Consider the following 24,893-nt stretch of genomic DNA (forward strand, 5'->3'; position numbering starts at 1 on the left):
GGTGAACCACGTGTTTATTTCAGCAAGGGAACGAAGGATTCTTCAGCTTCTATTAGAGAATGATGACTATTATACGGTCAAAGGGATTGCTCAAGAACTTGAGGTAAGCGAGCGAACGGTTCACCGTGACTTAGTCGGCGTAGAGGATATTCTTACTCAGTATGATTTATTCTTACAAAAGAAAGCTGGAGTAGGCGTTCAAATTGATGGTCAAGAATCTAGACGAGCTGAGTTGAAAAGCTATCTAGTTGATCTAACCATTACAGAATATACGCAACAGGAGAGGGAGACGTTGATTCTATGCAAGCTATTGGAATCAGCTGACCCTATTAAGTTAGTTGGGCTAGCGAATGACTTGAAAGTGACAGTTGCTACTGTCAGTCATGATTTAGACAAAGCGGAAGAATGGCTTGAAAAAATGCAGCTTTCATTAATAAGAAAGCGGGGGTATGGCGTGCAAGTTGATGGGGCTGAAGCCTTGAAGAGACACGCCATGAGCTCCTTGCTTGCGCAAGAGTTTAATGATTCAGACTTTTTTACATTGTTAAAGAAGTCGATCCAAAAGAAATCTCAAACTACTGCTCTCCAATCTGCTTCCGAACGATTGCTAGGGTTAGTTGATCGAACTAAGCTTTTGAAGGTTGAGACAATCGTTGATGATGTTAACAATGAGCTACCCTATATGATCGCTGATAGTGCATATATTGGTTTAATCGTCCATCTGACCCTAGCTGTTGAACGAATTCAAAAGGGTGAAAAAATCGAGATAGATGAAGAGTATTTAAGTACCCTAGTGAATACGAAAGAGTTTGGTTTTGCTAGAATAATCGGTACAAAACTTGAAGAATCTTTTAATGTCTTAATACCTGAAGCTGAGATTGGTTATATCACCATGCATTTACGCGGAGCGAAATTGAGAAATACCGGAGATTACTATTTGGAAGAAACGAATTATCCGATTCTCGTTAAAACAAAGGAGTTAATCCGCTATGTAGATAACCACCTTAATGCGGGTTTAGTAACGAATGAATCACTTTTAGAAGGATTAGTGACACACCTCGGTCCTGCTACGCATCGCGTTAGGCAGAACATGAATATCCATAATCCTTTACTTACAAAAATAAAAGCAGATTATGCTGAATTATTCCAACTGCTTGAAGAAGCGTTAAAAGATACTTTTCCGGGGATACCCATTCCTGATGAAGAAGTTGGTTTTCTCGTTCTCCACTTTGGTTCAGCTCTTGAAGGTCGCTTTCAACATAACGAAGTGAATATTCTTGCCGTATGCTCAAGTGGTATCGGGACATCCAAAATGCTGGCTACTCGGTTAAAACAGGAGTTGCCAGAAATTCATACCATCAAAAGTGCTTCATTATTTGAATTGCAAGATGAAGATCCTGAAAGCTATGACCTCATTGTTTCAACCATTCCTCTTCCAGATTATGAAGGCGAGTATATTAGGGTAAATCCTTTTTTAACGGAGGAAGAGGCAACGCGCATCCGCTCGACACTACAAAAGAAGTCGCTGATGAAAAAAAGAAGTACGGTAGAGAAACCTAAGAAGGACAAGGAATCTTTATTTATTTCAAACGATGAAGCAAACATCTGGTTTCGTAAAGCTGGAATATATAGCACGACTGTATCTTCGGTAATAGAATTATTTCGAGTAAATCAATCTGAACACAAAGAGGTCGAGAAACTCTTAGAAGAAGAGTGTATGCGTCTAGAAAAACTTAATGCGATCAGCTATTCACCAGAAGTTAAAGATGCGCTTCTGAAGCGTGAAGCCATAAGTGGAGTGGGTATTCCTGAGACTTCACTTGCATTGTTTCATACGCGGACACCTGAAGTTAAAAAACCAGTATTTACAATTGGTCGATTGATAGAACCGATTCAGCGAAAGGCAATGGATGGTTCACTCATTGAAATAGATACTGTTCTTTTACAACTGGCACCAGAGGATTCACCTGTGGAAAGTATCGAAATCATGAGCTACATCAGTTCTCTAATTATTGAATCAAATGAAAGCATCGCGCTTTTCTCGGAGAGCAATCAAGAATCAATTGGGTTGTACCTCGCTAACAAAATGAAAAGTTATGTAGAAAAACAATTAGGAATTAAAGGAGACGATTAAAATGGCAAAAGAAATTCTATCAACTGAGAACGTATTACTAAACGAAACGGCTGCAACAAAAGAAGAGGCTATCCGTATGGCAGGTCAAATCCTTGTCGACAACGGTTATGTGGATGAAAGCTACCTTGAGCAAATGCAAGAACGTGAAAAAATCACAACGACTTACATGGGCAATTCTGTTGCTATTCCTCACGGTACGGAGGATGCTAAGAAAGCTGTGAAGCATTCTGGACTATCCATCATCCAATTGCGAGAAGGCGTTGATTTCGGAGATGGAAATATTGCGAAGATTATCATTGGGATTGCTGGTAAGGATAATGAGCATTTAGAGATCCTTTCTCAAATTGCGATTGTTTGTTCTGAAGAAGAAAATGTGGAAGAGTTGATTCAAGCGGATTCCAAAGAAACGTTAATCTCCATGTTTAACGAGGTGAATTAATCATGCTTGCCGTTCATTTTGGTGCTGGAAATATTGGAAGAGGATTTATTGGAAAGCTTCTTTCTCAATCAGGATATGAAGTATGCTTCGTAGATATCAATGAGACTGTGATTAATGAGCTTAATGAACGAAAGAGTTATACGGTAGAAATATTAGGTCAGGATAGGGAACAGATTGTTGTTGAAGGCGTAAGAGGTATTAACAGCCAACAAGATCCTGAAGGAGTAATTGATGCGATCTATCAAGCTGACCTTATTACGACAGCTGTTGGTCCTACCGTATTGAAATTGATTTCTTCTGCTATCAAAGAAGGCATCTCAAAACGTATCGCAGATGGAAAAGCTCCCGTTAACGTCATAGCATGTGAGAATATGATCGGTGGCAGTACAATGCTTCGAAATGCTGTTGAAGAAAAAATGGATGAAGCGGATCGTAAAGTGCTTGATCAATATGCTGGTTTCCCAGATGCCGCAGTGGATCGTATTGTTCCAAATCAAACGCATGAAGATCCATTAATGGTTACGGTTGAGCCCTTCTATGAATGGGTCGTCGATCAAACGATGATGGCTGGAAAAGTTCCGGAAATAGCCGGCCTTACGTACGTTCAAGATCTTGCTCCTTATATAGAGCGGAAGTTGTTCACCGTTAATACAGGACATGCCGTGACAGCTTACCTTGGTTATCAAGCAGGGTATGAGACAATAAAGGAAGCACTAGACACTGAAGATATCTATCATGATGTTAAGAATGCTCTTGAAGAGTCTGGTGAATTGCTTCAGCATAAGCACGGTTTTGAAAAGGAGGCGCATGCGGCTTATATTACAAAAATTCTTGGTCGTTTTCTAAATCCACATCTAGTGGATGAAGTTACTCGCGTTGGCCGAGCTCCAATTCGTAAAATTGGACCCGACGACCGTCTTGTTGGACCGGCACGTCAGCTCGCGGAATTAAACAAAGAACCAAACTATCTTGCGAAAGGAATTGCAGCAGCATTGCGATTTGATCCCTTAGAAGATGAAGATGCAGTTAAGATTCAAAGCAAAATCAAGAATGAGGGAATTTCAAGTGCGATTACTGCTTTTACAGGAATAAATGAGGGCGAGATTTTGTTTGATTTAATTAGCAAGCACTATAAAGAAATGTCAATCAGCTATTAAAATGGAGAAGCTCATATAGGGCTTCTCTTTTTTTGGTATATTTCGTATATTTTTGTTACGATTTTGCATTAGGACTTGTGCCAAACTCAATACAATTCTACTATTAGAGTATGACATGAGTCATATCCATTTTTAATGGGAAGGGGAACACGAATGTTTAATATTTTATTACAGTCTCACTCAGGTTCATGGGCGATTCTTGTTTTGCTTTTAGTGATTAGTTATTTTGCACCTAAGCAAAAGATCTCGCTGATGATTCAACGCTTATTTTATCTAATTATGCTTGGTACAGGTATCGGAATGCTCTTTATTCTTGGTTTTCCACTGATTTATGTACTAAAAGGAATTCTGGCGATTGTGTTAATCGGTGTTATGGAAATGATTGTAGGAAGAAAGAAGCGTGGCGAATCAACAAAGATGCTTTGGATCGCGTGCATTGTTCTAATTTTAGTCATTATTTCAATCGGGTACAACTGGATTTAATACCAAAAAGCGACGTTCCGTTTACGGGACGTCGCTTTTTCTATCCTTGTCGGGACTAAACGGTCACTTCCGCTTTTGATTCATCTAGCTGCAGTGACCAGTCCCTCGATCGCTTCACCATATGAAATGAACACAAAGGGCGTGTTCTTTTCATATGGCTCCAGCGCTTGTCGGGACTAAACGGTCACTTCCGCTTTTGATTCATCTAGCTGGAGTGACCAGCCTCTCGATCGCTTCACCATTTCAAATGAACACAAAGGGCGTGTTCTTTTGAAATGCCTCCAGCGCTTGTCGGGACTAAACGGTCACTTCCGCTTTTGTTATTCCCAGGGTTTTTCTGTGGTTAGGAGGCCAGCTAGTTCTTTACTGGCTTGTCTGTGTTCCCTTCGCTTTTCTGCTCGTGCTGGTGCTGTTTCGTGTAGGTTTTTTTCTTCTTCTGATTCTGGAATTACTTTTGGGACGGGAAGTGGTTTTTTATTTTCATCCAGTGAGACAAAAGTAAGAAATGCTGTTGCTCCGATATGTCGTTCGCCTGATAAGAGATGCTCCGCAATGACTTTCACAAATACTTCCATAGAAGACTTTCCGGTGAATGTCACGTATGCTTCGAGACAAACGGAATCGTCTGGTGTAATTGGGTGTAAGAAGTCAACAGAGTCCGTTGAGGCTGTTACAACTTCACTACGACAGTGTCGCATAGCTGCAATTGATGCAATATCATCAATGTCTCTCATCAGTTGGCCGCCAAATAAAGTGTTGTGGTTGTTGGTTGCTTCTGGGAATACGTGGCTTGTTTTTACTACACGTGACTCACGAATATATTTAGATTCCATAGTTGTCTCTCCTTAGTATGCTTTTCTTGTAGTCTATCTTTACTATGCCCTTGATTGAGAGGTGAAAAACCTCTGTCTTTACGAAGAAGCGAAGAGGGTATCAAAAATAGCTGTTATAGAGATAATTCCATTCATCATCGTTTACGTTAAAGACATTTTTATAATGATGCTGAGTGATGACAAGTGAATCATCTGTAAGAGTGATCCGTCCATTGTTTGTCGCAATCGTCACTATTGTATGATTTGTAAATGGTGAATTAGGGTGAGTTTGAATAAATGAGCTTAATGGTTCATATTCAGCCAACGTTCGGGGCGCGGTTGAGAATCTTATTTGAGTTTTCCATGTGTCGTTGCTAACTGCTTGTTGAAGATCATACATATCGTTTGAACGATGGACAATTTTATATCGATGAAACCCATCATCAACAATTTCACCCGAGAGAGGAATTGGCGTTTGACTCGAGTTTCCAAAGCCTACATCGGTTAGGTAAGTCGTTCCTTCGAGTTCGACAAGGTTAGTTAAGTGTGTATTTTCTTTTCCCCAATTCTTTTCATCAATTGCAACAGTACCAGTAACCATAACTGTTGTAAATCCAATTTGTGTAAGAAGCCAGTTAAAGAGAGGATTTAGTTCAAAGCAGAGTCCTCCGCGCTTGTTTTCAATGATTTTTGCATATATACTCTCAATATCTAAATCAATCCATCTTTTTCTAGAAATATCGAGGTTTTCAAACGGAATTTTATGCATGTGATTTCTCTGAAGTAATTGAAGAGAATGAAAATTAACCTGCATCTGCTTTGTGCTAATTCGTTTAAGATACTTCTCAACATTCATACAAACCCTCCTTTCTCTTCATTTTCTATTTTCGTGCAGATCGGCTCATTACGCAATGAATTTACCTATGTAGTCATGAAGCATTTTCCTTAGGGAATAATAAAGTGAAAAAGGGTGTGAAAATGTGAAGATGTGGGTTTTGTTTATGTTATTAGTTATGTACCTTCCAGCCCAGGTAGGTGCAGAAGAAAATCGTGAGCTGGCTATCGTTATTGATGACTTCGGAAATGACATGGGGGGTACGGAAGAAATGCTACGACTTCCTGTAACATTAACCGTTGCAATTATGCCATTTCTTGAAACAACTGAAAAAGATGCCGAAGAAGCGCATAAGTTTGGACACGAAGTGATTGTGCATATTCCAATGGAGCCATTGAAAGGAAAGAAGAGCTGGCTTGGACCAGGAGCGATTACAACGGACTTATCTGATGATGAAATTGAGAAGCGGGTCATGGCTGCAATTGACGCTGTGCCTCATGCAGTTGGTATGAATCATCATATGGGGTCAAAAGCGACAGCTGATAAACGAGTGATGAAAATCGTTCTTGAAGCATGTCGAGAAAAAGGTCTTTATTATCTAGATAGCAAAACGACAGGGAAAAGTGTCATTCCGGATCTTGCAGAAGAAATCGGGGTTCCTTATCTTGAAAATGAACTTTTTTTTGATGACGTCTATACGATTCAGCATATGAGTAAAAAGGCTCAAGAGCTTGCAGTAAAGCTTAAAGATGATCAGGCACATATTGCCATCGGGCATGTCGGGATTGCCGGTGAAAAAATGGTTGCGGTTTTAAACGAGTTTATTCCTATGTATAAGAATGAAGCGAAAATTGTACCACTATCTCAAATGATCCCAGGATTCGAAATGATTGATGAGAGTATGCCATAATAGTCTTTTGATAGTGTTAAATAAACGTTTGTTTTATTTTATTAATTCAAAAAACGCCTTCTCAAATGAGAGGGCGTTTTAGTCTATTTAAGCAAAAAAGGAATAGATCTCGAAAATCACGACTATTTATGGAATATCATACCCCATTGAACTTGTAAGGATTTCGAACCACTGATCACGAGTTAATGAGTACGTGAGGGCATCAACTGCACTATCGATGCGCTCAGGCTTACCTGATCCAACGATTGGCATAATGTTTGCCGGATGGTTGAGGAGCCAAGCATATAGAACCTGATCCATTCCTTCAGCACCGATTTCAGAAGCGACTTTCTTAACCGTTTCGCGAAGACGTATGGCTTTTTCGTCATTTGAGGTGAATACATTCCCACCTGCAAGAGGAGACCATGCCATTGGCTTCATTCGTTTTTCTTGACAGAGATTAAGGGTACCATCCTCAAAGTTCTCAAGGTTGTAAGCAGAAAGCTCAAGCTGGTTTGTAATGAGGGGCTGCTCCACATACGATTGAAGCATGTTAAATTGGTGGTGTTTAAAGTTAGAAACGCCAAAATGACGAACTTTTCCTTCTTTTTTTAATGTAGAAAAGGCTTCAGCCACTTGTTCAGGGTCCATAAATGGATCTGGACGGTGGATGAGAAGAACATCAATATGATCAATACCTAGTGAGGTGAGCGATTGTTCAGCAGAAGTGATAATGTGCTCCTTACTTGTATTGTAATGATGTGATTGGTGAGCTGGTCTGTTTGGTGATTCAATCACAATTCCGCACTTTGTAACGATTTCCATTTGGTCACGTAAGGAAGGTTTCAGAGCGAGAGCTTTTCCGAAAAGCTCTTCACACTCGTAACTTCCATAAAGATCAGCATGATCGAAGGTAGTAATGCCACGATCAAGGTTATGTTCAATGAGTGAAAGGGTTTCTTTACTTGTTTGATTCCAATCTGCCAGTCGCCAAAGACCATGAATAATACGAGAAAAAGATAAATCTTCTGTTAAATGAACACGTTGCATGGATAGTCCCCCTATTTTTTATGTGCTTTTCTTATAATAGAGGAATTAAACCGCTTGCACAACTATTGAGTCTTCTGTGAAATGTGGTTGACGTTAATGATAATGCTTCTCATTATCATTAAGCCGTGTTATAATGATAAAAACATTCAAAATAAGAGGTGGATAAAATGGTTGAAACGTTACAGATATCCATGTTTTTGTTCATTTTGCTCTTGTCTTTCACAGCATTTGCGCTAGTTTTAAGAGCAGAAGCGGTTAAAAGTGGATTACGCGAGAAGAAAGCAAGCGCATTTGAATCAACACCTTCGATTTCATTTAAGAAAAGTTATTGACTTTGTAATTGATAAAGATTATCATTATCATCATAAAAGAGAATAGACATGGTGTTCCCCGACACAAATTGTTCTATATCATTCAAACAAAGCCAAAGAAGTTCCCCCTTCTCCAATTGTTTGATAATCGTAGCTGCCAACGCCGGCAGCTATTTTTATTTGCCAAATTTTATAATTATACAAAACCCTTATTATATCAGCATTCAAAAGAAATTTTTATCCATTTATTATCATTTACAAATTTGGATTTAGTGCTAAACTATTTTTTGGAAGTACACATCAATAGGGGGTTTGACATATGAAGAAGTTATTATCTGTTTTAAGTTTATCCATGCTTCTAATCGTAGCAGCATGCGGTTCAAATACAAACAGCGAAAGTGACACAAGTGGAGAAACAGAGCAAGCTGATACGAAAAGTGTTCTACTAGATTTTCAATCAGAAGTGGTCAGTGTTCTTAAGAAACATAATGACGCAATCGTCGCTTATGAATCAGCAAAAGCTGCTTTTCATGACAGTGAAACACCTGATGCAGACAAGCCTTCAACAGAAGAGCTTGAAGAGTTAAAAGGAAGTGCTACTGAAGCTAGTAAAGCAACAGTAGAAGGTATCAAAGGTCTATCTGTTCCAGCTGAACTAGACGACTCTAAAGAGGAAATTGAGAGTGCATTTGACGATTTAATACAAGCATATACCATTCGCGCAGAACAAGCGGACATTGATGATCCTTCTGTACAGGAGAAGGCGTTAGAGCAATTTACCAAGTTTGAAGATAAAATGGGTAAGGTTTTTGAAGAGACTGGTCTGATTAAGCCAAGTTTTGCGAAAGAGTTACAATAGATACGACAGACTCCTGCATGTATTGCAGGGGTTTTTTGTGTGTTAATAAAGTGAACAGAATTCACTTATGATAAGCTAGGAGAGGGAAAGTAGAAAAAAGCTTAATTTATATAAAGGAAGTGTCACTATGAACACACGTTTATCAAAAATGACAGATTGGCTTACTGAACAAAAACAAGACTTTGCTTATATTCATTCCCCTTCAAATGTCTTTTACTTATCGAATTTCCATTGTGAACCGCATGAAAGGTTACTTGGTCTTTTTATCGTACCTCATCATGAACCATTCCTTGTAGTACCAGGGATGGAAGCTTCACAAGCGCGTGACGCAGGATGGGAATATGAGATCATTGGCTATAGCGATTCAGAAGATCCTTTTGACTTTATTCATGAGGCATTGAAAGAACGCGGTGTGCATCAACCAACTAGTGCTTCAATTGAGAAAGGAACGCTTGCCTATGAGCGCGCTGAAGAATTGCAAACTCGCTATCCGAACCTTCAGTATCATTCTGCAGAACTTGGACTGAATCAATTTCGTCTTATTAAAGATGAGAAGGAAGTTGAAGTATTACGTGAAGCAGCCGCACTTGCTGATTTCGGTGTAGAGACGGGGGTAAAGGCTTTACGCGAAGGAATTACTGAAATGGAAGTACTCGCTACAATCGAATTTGAATTGAAAAAGAAAGGTATTCGTGAAATGTCTTTTTCAACCATGGTTTTGTTTGGAGAGAAATCTGGCCAACCTCATGGTAATCCTGGCGATCGTCAGTTGAAGAAAGGGGACCTCGTTTTATTTGACCTTGGCGTTGTTCTTAACGGGTATTGCTCTGATATAACGCGGACAGTGGCGTTCGGTAAAGTGAATGAGAAACAAAAAGAAATTTATGATACCGTTTTGCGTGCTCTAACGGAATCACTTCATATCTCAAAGCCAGGAACTAGACTTGGCGATATTGATCTTGCATCTCGAAATGTTATTTCAAATGCAGGATACGGAGATTATTTTCCGCATCGGATCGGTCATGGTATCGGAATTGAAGTACACGAGTTTCCATCTTTGAGTGAGAAAAACGATAGTCTGCTACAAAAAGGCATGACCTACACGATTGAGCCGGGCATCTACTTGCCGGACGTTGGTGGGGTAAGGATTGAAGATGATGTGCTTGTTACGGAGAATGGGTATGAGACGTTAACGAAGTATCCGAAGGAATTACAGATTATTGAATAAGTGAAAAACCAAGGCCGACTCTGATAAGGAGTCGGCTTTGTAATCGTATTGTCACGTTTCATCTTTTTAAAAGTCGATTGCTGTGGTGTATAATGGAACTACATTTTGGTTTGAAAAGAAGAGAGGTACAGCTGTGAAACCTGAGCAAAAAAGTGAATATTTGTTATTTGGCGCCTGGGCTACTTCAGTCCTTGCCCTTGCTGGAAGTTTGTATTTTTCTGAAGTAATGAAATATGAACCATGTGAGCTTTGTTGGTATCAACGAATTCTTATGTATCCTTTAGTCATTTTCCTTGGAATAGCTATGATAAGAAAAGATGCGTCACAGTGGCTATATGTCTTGCCGTTATCGGTCATTGGTGTATGTGTTTCTCTTTATCATTATTTGATTCAAAAAACATCTTTTTTTGCAGAATCAGCGCCCGCTTGCGGGAGAGTTCCTTGTACGGGAGAGTATATTAACTACGCCGGGTTTATCACGATTCCGTTTCTAGCATTCATTGCTTTTCTATCCATTACGATTCTTATGATTTTCTTAAATAAGCAGACGAAAAAGGAGAAAAACGTATGAAAAAAGCTATTATTTTTCTTGGTATCATTATCGTATTATTTGGAGCGCTCGCATTTGTTACAAATTACAGCAATAGTGAAAAAGCAGAGGGGAATCCTTATGGGAAAGACACACTAGATCCTGCAACGATCGATCAGCTCGATGATCCGCTTTACCAAAATCAAATTCTTCCTGATGAGCTCGATAAAAAACTTTCTAACGAAGATGATGTATTTGTCTATTTCTATAGCCCAACTTGCATTCATTGTAAAAACACCTCTCCGATCCTTGTGCCACTCGCAGAAGATATGGATATTGACCTAAAGAAGTACAATGTCCTGGAATTTGAACAAGGTTGGAATGACTATCAAATTGAATCAACACCAACCCTCGTCCGGTTTAAAGATGGGAAAGAAGTGGATCGCATTGTTGGAACTCAAACAGAAGAAACGTTTAAACAATGGATTGAACAAAATAAGTAACTAGCGAAAGCACCTATGCCAGGTGCTTTTTTGTTTGAACACATCCTAATGTTTATTGGTGAGTCAAGCGGGAACTAGAAAGACGTAGATAAAAGGAAAGGTGGATTATCATGAGTCATATTAATGGAAAAGTCGTAATTATTACTGGAGCAAGTAGTGGAATCGGCGAAGCAACAGCAAAGAAACTTGCCGGAGACGGGGCGAAGGTAGTTCTTGCAGCGCGACGTGAGGATCGCCTTGAAGAGCTGAAGAAAGAAATCACTAATAGCGGTGGAGAAGCGATCATTCAAAAAACGGATGTGACGTCAAGAGAGCAAATGCAAGCTCTTGCTGATAAAACGATTGAGCAGTATGGACAGATCGACGTCATCATCAATAACGCAGGATTGATGCCACTATCCTTCATGAACAAACTTAAAATTGATGAATGGGATAAAATGGTCGATGTTAACATAAAGGGCGTACTTTACGGTATTGCTGGCGTCCTTCCTCATATGGAAGAAAGAAAATCAGGTCATATCATTAATGTTTCTTCTGTCGCGGGGCACGAAATTATGCCAGCCGGTGCAGTGTATTGCGGTACGAAATTTGCAGTAAGAGCCATTACAGAAGGTCTACGGAAAGAGATGTCTCCTTCTACAAATATCCGAGCGACAATCATTTCACCAGGAGCAGTTGCAACAGAATTAACGAATACAATTACTGATGAAGATGTACAAGAGAAGTTAAACAATCGTGGTCCAAATGGTCTCGATCCACTCGATCCCCAAGCGATTGCAGATGCAATTTATTACGCTGTTGGCCAACCTGATAGTGTGTCCATTAACGAAGTTCTTGTTCGCCCTACTTCACAAGGATAAAGGTATAGAAAAATCCGTCCCCCTAAAGGAGGACGGATTTTTTCTTTGTAAAAGAAGCTAAAACATTGTGGCGACCATCCTAGCCAATTGAGCACAGAGCACAGCTGCATAGCTACCAACAACGTTACCTACAATTCCCATCAATAGTCCAACCGGAGCAAGTGAGGGTTGAAAGACAGAAGCCACGATTGGAGCTGAACTTGTTCCACCAATATTTCCTTGTGATCCAACGGCAACAAAGAAAAGTGGGGCACGCAGTAATCGTGCTGCAATAAAAATAACAAGAATATGAATACTAAGCCATACAATACCCATTAGTACATATTGGGGAGAATCGACTACATATGCAAGATCGGCTCTAGCCCCAATTGTTGCGAGCAAAAGATATATGGCAGTATAGCCGACTTTACTAGCTCCATATCCCTCTAACTTTTTCACAGGGGTGAAAGAGAACAGAATACCGATAGCTGAAATAATCATAACGGTCCATGTCGTTGTAGAAAGAACGGCCGTTTGTGGTAGGTTCTCAGAAATTTTTAATACGATGTAAGAGACACCAAAGGCAAGTCCAAGTAAGCCTAATAGCTGAGGAACTTGAATAGGACGTTCATTCTTACGTTGAATATCATTCATTTCTTTATTCACGCTTTGAATAACTGAGTCATCTGCTTTGTTCCACTTATTAAATTTATCTTGGAATCCTGCAAGGAAAATCATAATTCCCATCCAGCTATAACCAACAACCGTATCGACAACGATAATGGGGGATAATATTTCTTTTGGTGTTCCGACTGCTTCGATCATTGCTGCCATGTTCGCTGATCCACCAATCCAGCTTCCTGCTAGAGCAGCAACACCTGTCCAAGCATTCTCTGGTAACCATGGTTGGAAAATGGCAAGAGCAATTGGCCCACCGATAATGACACCGATCGTACCAGCAAGGAACATGAGTAGTGCTTTTGGTCCTAATCGAAGTGTAGCCGGAACGTTAGCTGATAACAGTAACAGCAATAAGCCGACAGGAAGAATATATGTGGATACAAATCCATATAAACTTGACTCTTGCGGAATAATAGCAAAGGTCGTTGAGAGCATTGGAATAAAGTATGTCCAAATTAATGGAGGGGCGTAGTGGAAAATCTTTTGCATTACAGCGTTTTTTGATTCGCCAAGCATAAAGATTAATCCAACGACAACTGTTAGATAGACAAACACAGCCATCGGATCCTCAATTAAGGGATTAGCCTTTGACCAGGCTAGGGCAAATGTCATGATTGTTCACTCCTTGATGTTAGACTATAGTCGCAAAAAAACATTATATCATCTATCAGGCTTATGAAGCTTTTATAAAAAATTATAGAAAAATTACAACCATTAAAAAAATTCATAGCTTGTATGAATGCCGCATACATATTGTGTAGAGTGAGCTTAAAGGAGTGAATTCCCATCGGTCTATTAAATGAATTCCGCCATTTTGCTATTAGAGGAAATGCAGCTGATATGGGGATAGGTATTGTTCTCGGTGCAGCATTTAGCAGTTTTATCGATTCACTCGTTTCGGACATTATTCTTCCGCCAGTCGGTCTTGTTTTAGCACAAATTAATTTTGCGGATTTGTATATTAGTTTGAATGGACATTACTATCCTTCCCTTTCCGATGCGAAAGAAGCGGGAGCCGCAACAATTAATTATGGTGTTTTTTTAACGACTTCCATCCGCTTTTTAATCATTTTTTTCTCCGTCTTTCTAGTTGTTCGACAACTAAATAGATGGCGCAAACCTGGACAGGATCCAATAAATTCAATGACTCGTAAGGAATGTCCGTACTGTTGTACACCCATTCCTTCTAAAGCGGTGATTTGCCCCAATTGCTCAACATCGCTTCAAGATGAAAGGAAAGCTTCTTTAGCAATTCACTATAGCAAAGGATCAAAAGTTACAAAGCGTTAAAAACGGATTGGATTAACAGCACAATAACCGGTTAACTTTTTTCTCCTGGTGGTATTATAAAAAGTAAACTTTAGGAGGAAAGGTGAGGGAACGAATATGATCGGTTGTTTGCTCATACATGGATTTACTGGTGCACCTTATGAAGTGGAACCGCTGGCAGAATATTTTCGAAGCCATACAAATTGGGTCGTTTCATCTCCAACGCTTCCAGGGCATGGTGAACAAGATTCGCTTCGCGGTATTACTTTCCAGCAATGGATTGATACGGCTGAATCTCATCTCCAACACTTACTAGAGCAATGCGACACCGTATACGTTATAGGCTTTTCTATGGGCGGCGTTCTAGCTGGTTATTTGGCGACAAAGTATCAAGTGAATAAGTTAGTTTTATTAAGCGCAGCGCTTCAATATATTCATCCCATTCAAATGGTTAAAGACATTGGAGGGATGGTAACGGACCTATGTAGAGGACAACTATTCAAAAACGAATTGTTTATTCGTTATAGTCGAAAGGTGAGAAGTACACCATTTGTTGCTTCGCTAGAATTTCGTAAGCTGGTGCAACATCTTAAGCCTTCGTTTGAATCTGTTTTCACTCCTACGATGATTCTTCAAGGAAAACTGGATGGGCTCGTTCCTTATAAAACGGCAGATGCGATATACAACCTCATCGGTTCAGAAGAGAAACAGGTTAAGGTGATGGAGAATTCAAAGCACCTTATCTGTCATGGGGCAGATCGTAATGAGGTAATTGATTCCGTTTACCGATTTTTAACAAGTGAAACTAAAACTAATGAAGATAAATAAGTAGAAAAGAACGACGGACCGGCTTCGTCCTTGCAAGCTTTTTCTAAGGGTCTTGGTGAAAAGGAGAAAATGAGATGCGACATGTACTAATCACTCCACTAATGATTGAAAAATACGCAAAACGTCTTGTTGATCGATTGAAAAATCCATTGTTAAAGGGCGTTGTGATTACTGGAAGCTTTGCACGAGGAGAAGCGGGTCCATATTCCGATTTGGATATTTGGTGCTTTTATAACGAACCACTGATAAAATCACCCTCTTTGCCAGAATTAATGGGTATTTCTCTAGATATGAGAGAGGTATGCTTGAAAGATTTTAGAGATGTAGCCAATGGTTCGAAAGAATATGTAGCACCGTGTTTTGAGCAATTGAAGATCTACGGAGAGACACCATTTGTCCTACCTTCAAGAAATAAAATAAAGAGTGGTCTCATAACATTATTGCTCTCGATTGACAGTCGAATAAAGCAGTTTGTTTCTCCAATCAACTCTTACGAATTACTAAACGATCTTATGTACATACTTCGCATTGAACACTTTCTCGCCACTTCTCAATATCCATTAACACTTTCAGAACTCTATTCGATGCAAATAGAGGCGAGCAATCGCTTCCTTGTTGAGCTTTATTCGGGCTTTTTATTTGGTCATAATCATCAGCAACGAACGGAAGAAGAAATCAGATTTGCTGTGCAACAATTTGTTCAGAAACGCTTAAGCAGGAATTCGCTCATAGAACGAGAATCTGATTAAGAGGATCATGCTCCTAAAGAAGTAAAAGGCAGGGTGAATAGAATGGCAACGTTTGATGATTTTATGAAGCTTGATATTCGAGTAGGCGAGATTATTGAAGTCAATGATTTTAAAAAGGCGAAAAAGCCAGCTTACCAACTAAAAGTTGATCTTGGTAAAGAAATTGGTATTAAGAAGTCTAGTGCACAAATCAAGGATCTTTATGAGATTGAAGATTTAATTGGTAAACAAGTGATGGCGGTCGTAAACTTTCCTCCACGGCAAATTGCTGATTTTATGTCAGAAATACTGGTTCTTGGTATATATGGAGAAAAAGGTGTTGTTTTGATACAGCCTGATCAAAAAGTAAAGAATGGCGATAAGCTAGGATGAGGAGTGTGCTTTAGCACTCTTTTTTGTTGTCCATCAGCTTTTTCGCTAGGTAATGATCGATTTTGATGAAGGATTGGAGTTGGGGAGTTGAAACAGGAAGAAGCAGTAAGAGTCATAACAGATCATCTTAAAGAGGAACCACTCGTAAAAGCGGTGTTTCTTAAAGGATCAATGGGACGGGACGAGCATGATGATAATTCAGATGTTGATCTTTATTGCCTTGTTGATGAGGGAGATGTGGAGGCTTTCCTAAAGAAACGAAAAAGCTATTTAGAAGCCTATAGGAGTCTTCTTTTCTATGATGAAATCTTTATTATTGCGCCACAAGTGATTGCTGTGTTTGATAATTTGTTGCATCTTGATTTGTTTACAGTAACTGCTGAAACATTAATTGAAAAAGATTTTTGCAGAGTACTTTACGATCCACATCAATGTCTAAGTCATTTTAACGAACAGTTAACTTTATCGAAACAAGAGTTTATTGATCATGTTGATGATACGGCATTCTTCTTGTTTCAATATGAAAAGTCCAGAAGAAGAGGGAATGATATTTGGTCGGTTCACTTATTGAATCAAGTCATGGTTCACTATTCACGAGTCGTTCTCCACCATTACCATCCTGAGAGAGCGCAGCTTGGATTAAAAGCGCTCCACAAAACACTTGAAGAAGTGAACCTTGAAAAAACGAATGAAATCTTCCAGCATATGACGACACACGAGCATGAAAAAGCAGTGCAATTGATAAGAAATTGGCTCATAGAAGAAGAGGGCTGGATACAAAATCAGCTTCAAGGAACAACGTACAGTAGCGCATTTCTTAAACAGATAATTGAAATAATTTGATTGAAAATAGAAATAACAAAAAAGGTGCTCTAAGCACCTTTTTTGTTATGAAAGGTTACTGAACAAAAATTGTCTCAGGTTCAAAAGCAATTTTTGCTCCTTCATAGATCGCTCGCTTAGCATCAAGCTCTCCAGCAAGTCGTGCACCACCGATCACAGCTATATCGATCCCTCTTTGTGATAGATCTTCAAATTCTTCAGGTATATTTGACTCTTGGCCAGCAGCCAGGATGATGGTATCAGCTTCTAGGAATTCCTGTTCACCTGTCTCGCTGTTTGTAATCTTTAACCCTTCAGGCGTGATTTCTTCGTATGAAAGGTTGGTTCTGAACGTAACCCCATTTTGCTTCAAGTCTTGCAACATCGCCCATTTTGTCGTCTTTCCAAGCCCTTCTCCCATTTTTCCGTTTCGTCTGAGAAGAAGAATGTCATGAACTCCTTTTTCAATCAGAAAGTGTGAGACATCACACCCAATTCCACCTGCACCAATGATAATGACTTTTTTTCCAACTTCTCGGTCCCCAGAAAGAATTTCAGGATATGGAATGGCGTGTTTAATGCCATTGATGACAGGCAGCCTTGGAACAACACCTGTTGCCAGTACAACGAGATCAGGTGAGTGGGCTAGCAAGTCGTCAGCATTCGGTTTATGATTAACGTTAATTTGAACGCCTAATCGGTTTAGCTCTGTTGTGTAGTAACGAATGGTCTCATCGAATTCTTTTTTTATTGGGATTTTTCTCGCCAGATTAAATTGCCCGCCAATGGCTTCGTTCGCTTCGTAAAGCGTAACCGTATGGCCTAGTTCAGCATGGGCTCTCGCTGCCTCCATTCCGGCGACTCCGCCACCAATCACAACAACTGTTTTTGTTTTGTCCGCTTTTTTTATTGTCCATTTATGTTCTCTTCCAGCACGAGGGTTAACAAGGCAAGAGACGGCTTTTCCTTCAAAGGCATGATCAAGGCACGCCTGATTACAAGCAATACAAGTATTGATTTGATCAAGAGCTTGTCCTTTTGCTTTTGCTAGTAAATTAGCATCAGCAAGGAATGGTCTCGCCATCGAAACCATATCGAGTTTATAAAGCAGTTCTTCTGCTAGAAGTGGATCATTAATCCGATTGCTACCAATGACCGGGATGTTAACGGATTCTTTAATTTTGAGAGCAGGTTCAATGAAGCCAGCGCGTGGCACCATCATTGAAATTGTTGGGACAGTTGATTCGTGCCAACCAATACCAATATTTAAAATATCGGCCTCATGCTCTTCTAACTTCTTTGCAAGTTGGATCGTTTCTTCAGGTGTTGAAGAATCAGGCACAAGATCGAGACCTGACATTCGAAAAATAATAGGATAATCGTCTCCAACAGCGTTTCGAACAGATTTCAGTACTTCAATCGCAAACCGGGTGCGATTCTCAAAATTACCTCCCCACTTATCTGATCGCTTATTCGTCCTCGGTGACAGGAATTGATTAATTAAATACCCTTCAGAACCCATAATTTCTACGGCATCAAAGCCAACAGCTTTCGCTTTTCTCCCTGCTTCTGCATAGGATTCAAGCAAATTAAGGATATCGATTTCAGTTAATTCTTCTGGAACCTCTCTGTGTATAGGCGATTTTATAGGAGAGGGGGCGACGGATGGCACGCCATTCATTTGTGAATAGGCATATCGACCAGCGTGAAAAAGTTGCGCAGCAATGCGTCCGTTTGCCTCATGGACGCTATCTGTAAGTCGTTTCATCACTCTAAGATCATCTTCCCTGTAGAATCCTAGAAAATGATGTCCTCCATCTCCTTCGGGAGAAACGGAAATGCCACCAGTCACAATCAGTCCAGGACCGTTATCACCTGACCGTTCAGTATAGAAGGAAATGAGTGCATCCTCCTGATCTTTACTTCCTTCCATTCCAAGGTGCATCGACCCCATCATCACTCTGTTCGGCAAGGTCAGTTTTCTTAATTGAATAGGCTCAAATAATTTTTCCCACTTCATTTACCATTCACCACACTTCTTCGTTTTGAACACATTTCGATGAATGGTCATTCATTTCCTGTAAAGAAAGCGCTTTTTTTATTTATTTTTTGTGAGGAACGATGATAATACATAAAAAAGAGCGCCTCGGCGCTCTTTCTAAACATGCTTTTTAGTTTTTCTTAAATGAGACCAGAAGTCCACCTTCTCCGGCGTATGTTCCGATAAGTGGGCCCATAGTTGAGAGAATCACTTGTTTAAACGGATAGCGTTCTTGAATTTGGTCAATCAATGCCCGGGCTTTGTCTTCACAGTTACTATGAGCAACTGCAATTACTTTATCTTCCAGGTTATGGCCATAGTCTCCGATCTTCTGAATGAATTGACGAACAGCTCGTTTATTCCCACGAATTTTATCAAGGACTTCAAGCGAGCCATCGTCATCACTTGCTTTCATAAGGAGCTTAATATTAAGGGCAGAAGCAATGGTTCCTCTCACTCGATCAAGGCGTCCTCCCTTGATAACGTTCTCAAGTGTATCAAGTAAAAACATCGTGAGCGTATCTTCTGTATACTCGTGTGCTTGTTCAACAATGTCATTAAAACTATGACCATCGCGTGCCATCTCAGCCGCATGATAAACAATAATCCCAAGCCCGGATGAAGCTGTTTTAGAGTTGATCACTTCAATGTTTCGGTCAGGATGTTCCTCATGAAACATGTTTTTCGCTAAAACAGCGTTGTCATACGTACTACTAAGTGCTTCAGAAAGCGCTACTACGAGAATATCGTCTTCCGGACTAGTTTCTTCAAATTTTGTAAGAAAGTCCTGGGGTGACGGGGCAGAAGACTTAGGAAGTTCTTTTGATTTTTTGAGTTTTTGATAGAACGTCGGTGTATCAAGATCTACTCCAGCTTTGTATTCTTCGTCACCAAAGAGAAGGTTGAGTGGAACGACCGTTACGTTCAATTCATTGAGCAGTTCTTCAGGGAAGTCAACACTGCTGTCAGTAATGATTCGAGTTGCCATACAATTACCCCTTTTTTATTATTACCCGCATCCAGGTATTACGTCTATTGTACCACGCATCCACTCCTAATCGAGGGGAAGTTATTGCTCATGTATGAAGAGTGAAATGGACAGCCTAATAGAAAGATTTTTGAGAGGTGAGAACAAATTGACAATCATTCAACTTGGCTATGTCGCTATGAGTACAGAACTTGTAAACAGCTCTCCGTCTCAGACGATGACTTACGCTCAATTTCAGAAAATCAAAAACAAAGAGGCCGCGATACGTAAGCTTGAGCGGATCGCTCAATCAAACTTAGAAAATTGTCTCAGACTTTTAAAACATAATAAAGGGAACGACATCCACTTCTTTCGGTTAAGTTCTCGCTTAATTCCTCTTGCTAACCATGAGGCCCTGGAAGGATGGGATTATTTAACACCGTTAAAAAATGAGTTGAAAGAATTGGGTGATTATGCAAAAAAAGAAAAAATGAGAATCGGTTTTCACCCAGATCATTTTGTACTGCTTAATTCTCCCAAAAAAGAAATCTTACAAGCTTCTGTTCAAATGCTCGCTTTGCACGTTCGTCTTCTTGAGGGAATGGGCATCGATTCGACCCATCGATGTGTCTTGCATGTGGGTGGGGGTTATGACGACAAAGAGCTGTCGCTTGAACGCTTTATCCATAATTGGATGTATACCCCAAAGAAAATACAAGAAACCATTATTTTAGAGAACGATGATACAACCTTCACGCTTTTGGATACGCTCTATTTATGTGAGAAGTTAAATGTTCCAATGGTTTTTGACTATCACCACCATATGGCCTGCCATGATACCAAAGAGTGGGAGAAGGATTGGGAAAGAGTGGTTAGTACTTGGAAGAACTCGCCACTCCCTGTTAAAATGCATATTTCCTCACCAAAAAACGAGCAAGAATTTCGTAGTCATGCTGATTATGTAGATGTTGATTGGTTCTTTTCATTCTTGAACAAAGTAAAAGGAAGTACCGAGCAAATTGATTGCATGATTGAAGCGAAGCAGAAGGATGCGGCTTTATTTCAATTAATGGGACAAATTAAGAAGCGAGATGATATCGAACTCATTGATGGGTCTACATTTAGAATAAAGTAAAACCGGGCATGCTTTGCCCGGTTTTACTCTGTGATTCGTTTACTTCTTTGTTTTGTTGAGGGTTTAGTTTCATTGGCGTGGTCAACTGCCTGAGAAAGTTCTTTCTTCATACCACGTTTTTTTTCTTTTGCCATAATATCTCCTCCTTACATGAAGTTAGCGTGTCCGAACCTGCGAGTTTTATCCATTGCAAGTGGCTCTTCTAACATGATTCTTAAAAATGGAGAAGGAATGAATTGAAAAATGCGACTGGACGAGCCGCATTAGCTTAAGTATGAGGTAATGGCTTGATAACACGCCTGTTTGTAAGCCCTGTGTTGTGAATGATCGCCGGTCATCATCCATTGAATCATATAGCCGTCAATCATAGTCCGTATGGCTCGACCAGCCGTTTCGAAATCGTTCACGACAAATGTTTTTTCCTTCGCTCCCTGCATTAAAATCTGCTTAGAAATTGAAGCGCAATTTTGGTAAAAGCGTTCGTTGATCTCACGATATCGGTTGTTTTTTGTAGCCTGTGCTAGAAAATCTAAATATACACGGTAGAATTTCTCATTCTCTTCAGCACTAACAAACACAGTATTTATATAAGCTTGAAGCATGCTTTCTGCAGATGTTTCTTTTTCAACCGCTTCTTTTTCTTTCTCATAAATTCGCTCCGTAATTTGAGCGAGGAGATGAGCAAGGACATCTTCTTTGTTTTGAAAATAATAATTCGGAACGCCTTTACTTACATTGGCATAATCCGCAATATCTTGTAGTGTCACGGCTTCGTAACCTTTATCAGAAACGGCTTGATAAGCTGCTTTAATGATTTGTTGCCGTTTTAACTCTGCTTTACGGTTCATTTGAGTCCTCTCCTTACAGAGATTATTATACAGGAATTCAAATGAGGATTAAAGAATTTAGTTTAATTGACCAGTCAGAATAATTTCTGTTAAGCTTATACCGAATGAAAGATCAAGGAGGAGTAAAAATGGATCAATTTAAAGCATTAGTTGTTAATAAAGTTGAGGATGATACAAATATAGCAATTCAGGAATTTACGAAGGAAGACCTACCTGAAGGTGATGTGTTGATCAAAGTTCATTATTCAAGCGTGAATTACAAAGATGGATTAGCAGCGCATCCAAAAGGTAATATCGTAAGAAACTACCCTCATGTTCCAGGGATTGATCTTGCAGGAGTTGTGGCTGAATCGGATCATCCAGATTGGAAAGAAGGAGACCGCGTCATCGTTACGAGCTATGAATTAGGCGTATCTCATTATGGCGGATTTAGTGAATACGCAAGAGTGAAATCTGACTGGATTGTCCCGCTTCCCGATGGTTTATCTCTTAAAGAAGCGATGGTTTATGGAACAGCTGGTTTTACGGCCGCGCTATCTGTTTACCAAATTGAACAAGCAGGAATTAAGCCAGACAAAGGTCCTATCCTTGTAACGGGCGCTACCGGTGGCGTTGGAAGTATGGCTGTTGCGATTCTTGCCAAAAAGGGATATGAAGTTGTAGCCAGCACAGGGAAAGAATCTGAGCATAGCTATTTAAAAAAGTTAGGCGCAACTACAATTGTTGGCAGGGAAGAAGTAGCTCCAGAAGGGTTTAAGCCAATTGGTAAGCAAAAGTGGGCTGGCGTAGTGGATCCAGTTGGTGGAGAAACACTTGCAGCTGTATTAAGTAACACGATGTACGGCGGCGCTGTGGCGGTTAGTGGTCTTACAGGCGGACCAAAGGTTCCTACGACAGTATTTCCTTTTATTCTAAGAGGCGTTAATTTATTAGGAATTGATTCTGTGTACTGTCCGATGGAAAAACGGAAAGAGATTTGGAAAAAAGCTGCTGATGAATACAAGCCATCTGAGCATCTTGAAGCTATTCAAAATGAAATTACTCTTGATGAACTACCAGAAGTATTACGCAACATTTTAAATGGCAAAGTTCGTGGCAGAACAATCGTTGCATTCTAAAACGGGAGGCGGAGCAAAGCTCTGCCTCCTTTCATTTATTACGGTTAAGGCTTTACTCGGCAAATGGTAAGGCCATCGCAAAGAGGGAGAAGCATTGCTTCCACTCTCTCATCAGTGGCAACTTGTTCGTTGAATTCGCGTATAGCGGTTACATGAGCAGTGGTTACATTTTCATCAAAAACGTTGTCACCCTGGAGTGTATTATCAGCTACGATAACAGCTCCTGGTGTAGCTAATTTTAACGCGGCTTGAAAATAATTTGGGTAATTGATTTTATCGGCGTCAATAAAGAAAAAATCGTACTGTTGACCAGCACTATGTAGAGAATCCATGTTCTGAAGAGCTGGACCAATTACATATTTAACTTTATCGCCAAGACCCGCCCTATTTAAGTTGTCTTTCGCGACATTTGCATAAGCTTCCTCTAATTCGAGCGACGTAAGTGAACCTTCTTTATCAAGTGCGCTAGCAAGCATAATACCACTATAGCCGCCCAAGGCTCCAATTTCCATAATGTTTCGTGGCTTAGCAATGCTCACAAGTAAAGAGAGAAAGCGCCCAACCTCTGGTTTAACTGAGATAGCAGGCATACCATTTTTACGAATACTTTCATTGACTGATTGCAGTGCTTCGTCTTCATTTCCGAATAGATGGTGTATATACTCATCGTGGTTACGTGCCAAGCAAATCTCATCCTTCCTCGTATTAGTGGATTCGTACTCATTGTTATGCAGTAAAAGGTGGCTGTCAAGGTTAAAGTGCTACTTTTGAAGGAGCGTCGAATGGAAAAGGAGCAGTAGAGAAATTCGCTTCATTCTAATGCTGAGGAGTAAAGACCTATAACTTTCCACAATACTTGGGAAAGTAGGAAACAATTCACGCTAATAATCCTACTAAAGATATTGTTATTTCCCAATACCCCCTTGACGAATTGTTTGTTAAACTAGTAATAACAGCAAGGATCGGTTGCAAACATCTATCCTTTTTCCTACTTGCCTCAACGGAAGAAGGCAGCTGATTACGAAGGGAGCGTTTAGAATGCCGTTTGAGCAAGGGAGCAAAGCACTAAAATCTGATGGGCATAAGCACACTACCCAAACATCTGAGCGGGTCAATGTACCCAAACTACCAATCGCAAGTGAAGAAGGCTTTTCTAATGTTGTGAGGGATTCAAACCAAAATTATTGGTTTACCAAGCAACTTTCGCCTAATCATGTCGAGGTTTACGTCTTTGTTCATAGCCTTGCTCAACTAAGAACGTTCCAAGTAAATGGTAAACCAAGCTTTTATGAGTATCCTGAAACCATTTGTATTGCGTGTGAAGGAGAAGAATGGAACGGTTGGATTTATGAGTTTTCGAAGGAAGACCCAAGAATGACGCATCAGTGGCACGTGAATGGTATTTTTTGTGATTTAAAAAGAAGAGGAAATCAGCTTATTGTATCATCGTACCATGTTGAAGGGGATGAGGCCCTGTTAACAACATTCGGTGATTCTGGTAAAAAGGTGATTCCTTTAGAAGCAGGCTATTCCCCGGTAAACATGATGGTTGCTGAAGAGGGCGTTTATGTTGCTGCTCTATCGATTACTGCTTCTTACCAGGATCAGGTTCTTTTACTTGATGATACGTATCAAATTAAAAATACGTTTAAACTTGATTTTTCACCGCGAACGATTCATTCCTGGAACGGGAGTTTAATCGTCCATGGGATTAACAGAAGAACTGGTAAAAGTGATCAGCTTGTTTACATTTGTTCTAAAACAGGTCGACAGGAGAAATTCCCGATACCGAGTTGTGAACTAGTTCAGTGTTCAGAGCAGCATTTAACTTTTTATAATGCAGATACTAAAATATTATCGATCTTTGACCATCAACAAAAAGAAATCGTTAGTATGAGAGAATCAGAACGTCCTTACGTATCAAATCACTTTTAATAAGAGTAAAAAACTCGAGCTGAAAATAGCTCGTGTTTTTTTATTATCCAACCTTTCTTA

Annotated in this window: 27 protein-coding genes; 19 read left to right on the forward strand and 8 right to left on the reverse strand. The window is 39.9% G+C overall.

From position 1 onward, the window contains the following. Positions 1-10 precede the first annotated feature (10 nt). The 4 genes from LCL91_RS22300 (at position 11) to LCL91_RS19980 (ending at position 4,213) form a co-directional block, all read left to right on the forward strand. Positions 11-2,134, forward strand: coding sequence for a BglG family transcription antiterminator (locus LCL91_RS22300; RefSeq protein ID WP_224885065.1), 2,124 nt, complete (start codon positions 11-13; stop codon positions 2,132-2,134). Between the two features lies 1 nt (position 2,135). After that, positions 2,136-2,573, forward strand: a complete 438-nt coding sequence (locus LCL91_RS19970) for a PTS sugar transporter subunit IIA (RefSeq protein WP_160921705.1) — start codon at positions 2,136-2,138, stop codon at positions 2,571-2,573. Positions 2,574-2,575: 2 nt separating this feature from the next. Further along, positions 2,576-3,730 carry a mannitol-1-phosphate 5-dehydrogenase gene (locus tag LCL91_RS19975; protein ID WP_224885068.1) on the forward strand — a complete coding sequence of 385 codons (1,155 nt, stop codon included), beginning with the start codon at positions 2,576-2,578 and terminating at the stop codon, positions 3,728-3,730. Between the two features lie 153 nt (positions 3,731-3,883). Beyond that, positions 3,884-4,213: a DUF1516 family protein gene (locus LCL91_RS19980; RefSeq protein ID WP_098446026.1), complete on the forward strand. Its 330-nt coding sequence runs from the start codon at positions 3,884-3,886 to the stop codon at positions 4,211-4,213. Between the two features lie 320 nt (positions 4,214-4,533). Here LCL91_RS19980 and LCL91_RS19985 read toward each other — a convergent pair whose 3' ends face one another. Further along, positions 4,534-5,046, reverse strand: coding sequence for an acyl-CoA thioesterase (locus LCL91_RS19985; protein ID WP_224885070.1), 513 nt, complete (start codon positions 5,044-5,046; stop codon positions 4,534-4,536). 100 nt (positions 5,047-5,146) lie between these two features. Further along, positions 5,147-5,881, reverse strand: a complete 735-nt coding sequence (locus LCL91_RS19990) for an arylamine N-acetyltransferase family protein (protein ID WP_224885071.1) — start codon at positions 5,879-5,881, stop codon at positions 5,147-5,149. A gap of 130 nt (positions 5,882-6,011) precedes the next feature. On the opposite strand from LCL91_RS19990, the gene LCL91_RS19995 reads away from it, so the two are divergent. Then, complete coding sequence (locus LCL91_RS19995; protein WP_425589706.1) at positions 6,012-6,770, forward strand: divergent polysaccharide deacetylase family protein; 759 nt, start codon at positions 6,012-6,014, stop codon at positions 6,768-6,770. A gap of 126 nt (positions 6,771-6,896) precedes the next feature. Here LCL91_RS19995 and LCL91_RS20000 read toward each other — a convergent pair whose 3' ends face one another. Next, positions 6,897-7,799, reverse strand: a complete 903-nt coding sequence (locus LCL91_RS20000) for an aldo/keto reductase (protein ID WP_224885073.1) — start codon at positions 7,797-7,799, stop codon at positions 6,897-6,899. Positions 7,800-7,966: 167 nt separating this feature from the next. On the opposite strand from LCL91_RS20000, the gene LCL91_RS20005 reads away from it, so the two are divergent. The 6 genes from LCL91_RS20005 (at position 7,967) to LCL91_RS20030 (ending at position 12,089) form a co-directional block, all read left to right on the forward strand. After that, a complete protein-coding gene (locus LCL91_RS20005; RefSeq protein WP_224885075.1) occupies positions 7,967-8,131 on the forward strand; it encodes a hypothetical protein in 165 nt (54 codons plus the stop codon). A gap of 298 nt (positions 8,132-8,429) precedes the next feature. Then, entirely contained in the window at positions 8,430-8,969 is a 540-nt protein-coding gene (locus tag LCL91_RS20010) for a hypothetical protein (RefSeq protein ID WP_224885077.1), read from the forward strand. A gap of 127 nt (positions 8,970-9,096) precedes the next feature. Then, the gene (locus LCL91_RS20015) at positions 9,097-10,197 is read left to right on the forward strand and encodes a M24 family metallopeptidase (protein WP_224885080.1); all 1,101 of its coding nucleotides are present in this window, start codon (positions 9,097-9,099) and stop codon (positions 10,195-10,197) included. Between the two features lie 133 nt (positions 10,198-10,330). Next, positions 10,331-10,768 (forward strand): disulfide oxidoreductase, encoded by a 438-nt coding sequence (locus LCL91_RS20020; protein WP_224885082.1) that lies wholly within the window; start codon positions 10,331-10,333, stop codon positions 10,766-10,768. Further along, positions 10,765-11,229 (forward strand): thioredoxin family protein, encoded by a 465-nt coding sequence (locus LCL91_RS20025; RefSeq protein ID WP_224885084.1) that lies wholly within the window; start codon positions 10,765-10,767, stop codon positions 11,227-11,229. The genes LCL91_RS20020 and LCL91_RS20025 overlap by 4 nt, the downstream gene beginning before the upstream one ends. Before the next feature lie 110 nt (positions 11,230-11,339). Further along, positions 11,340-12,089 (forward strand): SDR family oxidoreductase, encoded by a 750-nt coding sequence (locus tag LCL91_RS20030; protein WP_224885086.1) that lies wholly within the window; start codon positions 11,340-11,342, stop codon positions 12,087-12,089. A 57-nt stretch (positions 12,090-12,146) separates the two neighbouring features. On the opposite strand, the gene LCL91_RS20035 is transcribed toward LCL91_RS20030, so the two are convergent. Then, on the reverse strand, positions 12,147-13,361 hold the full coding sequence (locus LCL91_RS20035) for a DUF819 domain-containing protein (protein WP_224885088.1): 1,215 nt from the start codon (positions 13,359-13,361) through the stop codon (positions 12,147-12,149). A 174-nt stretch (positions 13,362-13,535) separates the two neighbouring features. Here LCL91_RS20035 and mscL point away from each other — a divergent pair, with 174 nt between their 5' ends. The 5 genes from mscL to LCL91_RS20060 all read left to right on the forward strand — a co-directional run bounded on the left by mscL (position 13,536) and on the right by LCL91_RS20060 (position 16,810). Continuing rightward, the gene (mscL, locus tag LCL91_RS20040; RefSeq protein ID WP_224885145.1) at positions 13,536-14,039 is read left to right on the forward strand and encodes a large conductance mechanosensitive channel protein MscL; all 504 of its coding nucleotides are present in this window, start codon (positions 13,536-13,538) and stop codon (positions 14,037-14,039) included. Positions 14,040-14,135: 96 nt separating this feature from the next. After that, complete coding sequence (locus LCL91_RS20045) at positions 14,136-14,846, forward strand: alpha/beta hydrolase (protein ID WP_224885090.1); 711 nt, start codon at positions 14,136-14,138, stop codon at positions 14,844-14,846. Positions 14,847-14,920: 74 nt separating this feature from the next. Next, positions 14,921-15,595 (forward strand): nucleotidyltransferase domain-containing protein, encoded by a 675-nt coding sequence (locus LCL91_RS20050; protein ID WP_224885092.1) that lies wholly within the window; start codon positions 14,921-14,923, stop codon positions 15,593-15,595. A 42-nt stretch (positions 15,596-15,637) separates the two neighbouring features. Next, the gene (locus LCL91_RS20055; protein WP_224885094.1) at positions 15,638-15,967 is read left to right on the forward strand and encodes a tRNA-binding protein; all 330 of its coding nucleotides are present in this window, start codon (positions 15,638-15,640) and stop codon (positions 15,965-15,967) included. Positions 15,968-16,054: 87 nt separating this feature from the next. Then, positions 16,055-16,810, forward strand: coding sequence for a nucleotidyltransferase domain-containing protein (locus tag LCL91_RS20060; protein WP_224885096.1), 756 nt, complete (start codon positions 16,055-16,057; stop codon positions 16,808-16,810). Positions 16,811-16,865: 55 nt separating this feature from the next. Here the strand turns inward: LCL91_RS20060 and LCL91_RS20065 are convergent, their stop codons facing one another. Next, a complete protein-coding gene (locus tag LCL91_RS20065) occupies positions 16,866-18,809 on the reverse strand; it encodes an FAD-dependent oxidoreductase (RefSeq protein WP_224885098.1) in 1,944 nt (647 codons plus the stop codon). A 151-nt stretch (positions 18,810-18,960) separates the two neighbouring features. After that, a complete protein-coding gene (locus LCL91_RS20070; protein ID WP_224885100.1) occupies positions 18,961-19,818 on the reverse strand; it encodes a DegV family protein in 858 nt (285 codons plus the stop codon). A gap of 106 nt (positions 19,819-19,924) precedes the next feature. Here LCL91_RS20070 and uvsE point away from each other — a divergent pair, with 106 nt between their 5' ends. Beyond that, positions 19,925-20,932, forward strand: a complete 1,008-nt coding sequence (gene uvsE / locus LCL91_RS20075) for a UV DNA damage repair endonuclease UvsE (protein WP_224885103.1) — start codon at positions 19,925-19,927, stop codon at positions 20,930-20,932. Between the two features lie 263 nt (positions 20,933-21,195). Here the strand turns inward: uvsE and LCL91_RS20080 are convergent, their stop codons facing one another. Continuing rightward, positions 21,196-21,780, reverse strand: a complete 585-nt coding sequence (locus tag LCL91_RS20080) for a TetR/AcrR family transcriptional regulator (protein ID WP_224885105.1) — start codon at positions 21,778-21,780, stop codon at positions 21,196-21,198. A 128-nt stretch (positions 21,781-21,908) separates the two neighbouring features. Between LCL91_RS20080 and LCL91_RS20085 the strand changes: the two genes are divergently transcribed. After that, entirely contained in the window at positions 21,909-22,898 is a 990-nt protein-coding gene (locus LCL91_RS20085) for an NADPH:quinone oxidoreductase family protein (protein WP_224885107.1), read from the forward strand. Between the two features lie 44 nt (positions 22,899-22,942). Here LCL91_RS20085 and LCL91_RS20090 read toward each other — a convergent pair whose 3' ends face one another. Beyond that, positions 22,943-23,581, reverse strand: a complete 639-nt coding sequence (locus LCL91_RS20090) for an O-methyltransferase (RefSeq protein WP_224885109.1) — start codon at positions 23,579-23,581, stop codon at positions 22,943-22,945. Positions 23,582-23,936: 355 nt separating this feature from the next. Here LCL91_RS20090 and LCL91_RS20095 point away from each other — a divergent pair, with 355 nt between their 5' ends. Further along, a complete protein-coding gene (locus tag LCL91_RS20095) occupies positions 23,937-24,833 on the forward strand; it encodes a hypothetical protein (protein WP_224885111.1) in 897 nt (298 codons plus the stop codon). Positions 24,834-24,893: the final 60 nt, after the last annotated feature.

The sequence above is a fragment of the Guptibacillus hwajinpoensis genome, from assembly GCF_020171785.1.
Taxonomy (GTDB): Bacteria; Bacillota; Bacilli; order Bacillales; family Guptibacillaceae; genus Guptibacillus; species Guptibacillus sedimenti.